This is a genomic window from Enterococcus sp. HMSC072F02 (assembly GCF_001837725.1).
In the GTDB taxonomy this organism is placed as follows: Bacteria; Bacillota; Bacilli; order Lactobacillales; family Enterococcaceae; genus Enterococcus_B; species Enterococcus_B lactis.
In genome coordinates, this window is the sequence record NZ_KV833897.1 from 1 (window position 1) to 4,313 (window position 4,313).

The 4,313-nt window shown below is 30.4% G+C and carries 4 protein-coding genes and 1 other annotated feature; all 4 genes read left to right on the forward strand.

The features are described from left to right. A partial coding sequence (locus HMPREF2731_RS01910) for an ATP-binding cassette domain-containing protein (RefSeq protein WP_141762855.1) occupies window positions 1-457 on the forward strand: 457 nt, incomplete at its 5' end. Further along, window positions 438-1,871, forward strand: coding sequence for a hypothetical protein (locus tag HMPREF2731_RS01915; RefSeq protein WP_227326314.1), 1,434 nt, complete (start codon window positions 438-440; stop codon window positions 1,869-1,871). The genes HMPREF2731_RS01910 and HMPREF2731_RS01915, both read left to right, overlap by 20 nt. Then, window positions 1,868-2,569 carry a thioredoxin family protein gene (locus HMPREF2731_RS01920; RefSeq protein ID WP_070872207.1) on the forward strand — a complete coding sequence of 234 codons (702 nt, stop codon included), beginning with the start codon at window positions 1,868-1,870 and terminating at the stop codon, window positions 2,567-2,569. The genes HMPREF2731_RS01915 and HMPREF2731_RS01920 overlap by 4 nt, the downstream gene beginning before the upstream one ends. Window positions 2,570-2,782: 213 nt before the next feature. After that, window positions 2,783-3,010: a binding site (T-box leader), on the forward strand. A 59-nt stretch (window positions 3,011-3,069) separates the two neighbouring features. Beyond that, window positions 3,070-4,200, forward strand: a complete 1,131-nt coding sequence (locus HMPREF2731_RS01925) for a 5-methyltetrahydropteroyltriglutamate--homocysteine S-methyltransferase (protein WP_070704542.1) — start codon at window positions 3,070-3,072, stop codon at window positions 4,198-4,200. The last annotated feature ends 113 nt before the right edge of the window (window positions 4,201-4,313 follow it).

Genomic DNA, 4,313 nt, shown 5'->3' on the forward strand with positions numbered 1-4,313 from the left:
TAGCTTAATTTTACAATCGGCGTTATTAAAAATATTTGATTTGAAAAAAGATATAGACAAGCTAATCAGTTCTTATTCTCACGGTATGAAGAAAAAGTTGCAGATTATTTCAATGATTATGAAACCATTTGATGTCTTAGTTTTAGACGAACCCTGTAGAGGATTAGATGTCGAAGCTGTTTATGTTCTGAAAAAAATAGTGGATTCGTTTAAACGCAAGGGGAAAATAATACTTATTACTAGTCATGATTTACTCTTTATTGAAGAAATATGTGACAAAATTTTAATTTTAACTCGTGGAATAGTAGTAGGAGGTGGTACTCCTGAAGAAATCAAATCCCAATATAAAAAAAATAAAATAGAAGAGGCATTTCTTGAGGCGGCATTTTTGAAAGAAAGGGAGAATGAAATTGATTGTTATCTTGAAGATTATTTCGATGTTATCGAAAGTATATAGAAATAAAATCAATCAAGTTCTAAATTCAAAAGAAAAGAGAATTGGAATGTTTCTTTCTGTTTTTATCATAATCGGAATTTCTGCTTTACTAGCAAATATTCTAACACATGATATTGTATCTATTTTTTTAAATGGGAATTTAGAGATACTTTATTCTGCAAATTTAACCTATTTAATATCGCTATCAATCTTTACTTTTTCTATTTTTATTGTTTTAAAATTTCTTGATCCAGATGAATCTAAAATTTTAAGAAACTTGGATAGGTTGCCTATATCTAAATTAGCTATGTATATTGGATATTATTCTTTTCCGTTAAGCATACAGGTAGCAATACCTTCTATCTTATTTTCTATAATTATCATTCCACAACTTGTAACAAATGGAATATCAGTTTCTCTGTCATTAAGAATAGCAGGAATTTTCTTATTACAATCAATATTTATCACTTTATTAATGAATTTGTCTTATAATATTTTATTTTTTTTAGGAATACGCATGAAAATTCCCTTTGCTAAAAGTGTTTCTTTATTGGTGCAAACGATTATTATATTGAGAATTGTTGTTACTTTGCTTGAAAATATTCAAAATATCTTACTAAATTACGAAACATTTTCTTATAATATCTTATTCTGGAACTTGGGATTTTTAGGCCATATTATTTTAGAGAATACCTTTTCTGTTAATCTTTTACTTCTTGTTTTAGTAGAATTAGTAATATTTATTGCTTGTATCCATAGTTTTGCTTTGCTTTCTTCCATTCAAGATAAAAATGAATATCAATCAAAAGTATTTGCTAAAATCAATAATACCAAAAGCTTAAATATTAGTCTTATTCTTAAAGATATGAAATTATTGTTACGCTCTGAAAATACAATTCTTTTAATTCTTCTACTATTAGGATTAAATATCTTTACACTACTGAGTCATCTTCCAATATTAGATATTCTTATTAAGATAGATGCTGGCTTGTTAGGTACACTTGGCTTTCTAAGTTATGGCGTAGATGAAAAGATGTTAAGTTTTTATAGAATTTTAGGAGTTAAGAGAAGTCAATATTTTTTAGGGAAGTTCATCAGCACATTTGTTGTTACCTCTTTCTTCTTTTTATTAATGCTTCTTTTTAAAGTTCCAAGTTTAAGAGAATGCCTTTTTGGTTTAGGAATTTTAGCAACTTCTACTCTTAGTTCTATTATTTTGGGTGTTTTCTTTCCATACAGTAAAGAAAATCCATTATCGCAAACTAGCCTTATATTGGTTTGTGTACTAGGCTTATTTCCGATTACTTATTTAATTAACCTTTTTAATAGTTATTCTAGTATTATCCAAATCACATTAGTAACAATTTTTATTGTTACTGGTTTTATCATAACAAATCACGTATTTAATACTAAATGGGAGAAAGAACGACTATGAAAAAAATAATTCTTGACATCTTTAAATATAGCGGCGTTTCATTTTTTGCAACATTTTCAATTCTAGTTGCGTTGATAATTCCTAATGGAGTAAATAGTTTTTTAAACGGAACAACTTTTCAGGCACCATTGAACCTGTTAACTATATCAGGAATTGTAAATGGTTCTGAAAATTCATTAGAAATACATTTTACACGAATCTTTTTTTGGCAAATATTACTTTTATATACTTGTTTAGCATTTATGATTTTTGGAATAGTGTATGCTAAAAAAAATAAAAAAGCTGTTTATTTGGTAATATCATTAGCAGCAATGGTTACACTTGTATTAGGTTCTACTCAATTATCAAGAATTAAACAGGAGCCTTTAAAAACAACTACAATTCAAGGTATAGACTCTATCATGGATAGTAAGGGGAATAGTATTGTTTACATTGGTAGAGAAAATTGTCCAGACTGTATATTATATAAACCAAAATTAATTTCTTATTTGGAAAAGGAAAAACTAGAAATTAATTACCTAGATACTACTGGAAATAAAACCGATGTTGATAATTTCAGAAAATATTATAATAAATTAGGTGTCGAAAGTATTCCTGCTGTAATTTTTATAAAAAATGGTAAAGTAGAACGCATCTTATATGGGGATAAGGAAGCTGAAAATATAGAACGTACCATAAAACTTTTTAAAACCTCATAAGACGGAAATAATGAAGAAATCAGCAAATTTGCATAACTATAATAAAAAGGACCTAGTTTTGATGGGAAATTTTTCAAAACTAGGTCCTTTTTATGTAGTTGAAACGGGTATAATTATTTTAAGGAAGTGATCTAAAGATAACAAATTAGTTTTTGTTTGTTCTTATCCCCTATTGACTTTTCTTTCAAACATGCTATTCTAATTTTATTCTAATAGTATCCGATGAGAAGGAAAGTAGACAGGAAATGGTTCAAGAGAGGCTTTGGTTGGTGTAAAAAGCTAGAAGTTGACTGTCGAAAATGGCCTTAGAGGATTTTTTGTCGAAAGGTAGGCAAAAACGAACAGTCTTTCGTTACCAAGACCACTGATTTTATTGTCAGGCTGAGAGAAAGAATGTTTTTTCTGAAAAAAGGTGGTACCACGAGTATAATCGTCCTTTTACTAGTATTTGCTAGTAAAAGGATTTTTTTTTACAAAAAACAAAGAAAAGAGTGAGTGAAATGAGCAAAAACAAACCATTTACAGTAGATCATGTCGGAAGTTTCTTACGTCCGCAATCGATCAAAGAAGCAAGAAAAAAAGTTCAAGAAGGCTTACTTTCAAAAGAAGAACTTCGTACAATCGAAGATCAGGAGATAAAGAGATTAGTAGAAGATCAAAAAGCAGTGGGCATCAAAGGAATTACGGATGGCGAATTTCGGCGCGGATTTTGGCATCTTGATTTTTTAGAAGAACTAAATGGTATCGAAGGCTATGTTCCAGAAACTGGATATAATCAAACATTCCACGGGAAAGCAGCTCCAGCTTATAATATTCGGGTAGTAGATAAATTATCTTTCAATACAAACCACCCATTTTTAAAAGATTTTGCTTTTCTGAAAGAAGTAGTGGAAACAGATGATACTTTTGTCGCAAAGGCAACGATCCCTAGTCCCACGATGATTTTACGACAAGAGATTCTATCTAACGATGGTTCTTCAAAAATCAATGAGATCTATCCTGATCTATCTGATTTTTATGAGGACTTGTCATCTACTTACAAAGCAGCCATCCATGCTTTTTATGAAAAAGGTTGTCGCTACTTGCAATTCGATGATACAAATTGGGCGTTTTTAGCTGATCAAACTAAAAGAGAAACACTTCTTCAAAAAGGAATTGATCCGAAAGAAATGGCCCATATTTGTACAGAGATTATCAATAACGCACTGGAAGACAAACCAGAAGATTTGACGATCACGACACATATCTGCCGTGGTAATCACGCTTCTTCTTGGCTGTTCTCCGGTGGATATGAACCCATTGCAGAAGAGTTGTTTTCAACGAATTATGATGGTTTCTTTTTGGAATACGATTCTGAACGAGCAGGTGATTTTACCCCTTTAAGACATTGGAATAACAAAGAAAGTAAAGTCGTTTTAGGATTAGTTACTTCTAAGTTTCCAGATTTGGAAGATACGGAGAAGATAAAAGAACGAATAAAAGAAGCACAACAATTTATACCGTTGGAAAATCTAAGTATCAGTCCTCAATGTGGGTTTGCTTCAACAGAAGAAGGAAACCATTTAACAGAAGAAGAACAATGGAAGAAAATCCAATTATTGCAGAAAGTCGCAAAAGAAGTTTGGCTATAAAAATGTGAGGCTTGGCAAAAAAAAGCGTCCCAAAAAGTCGGCTTTTCATGGAGTGGAGAAATCCACTCTTTTTTATTTACCTTTTATATTACGCCGATTGTAAAATTAAGCTA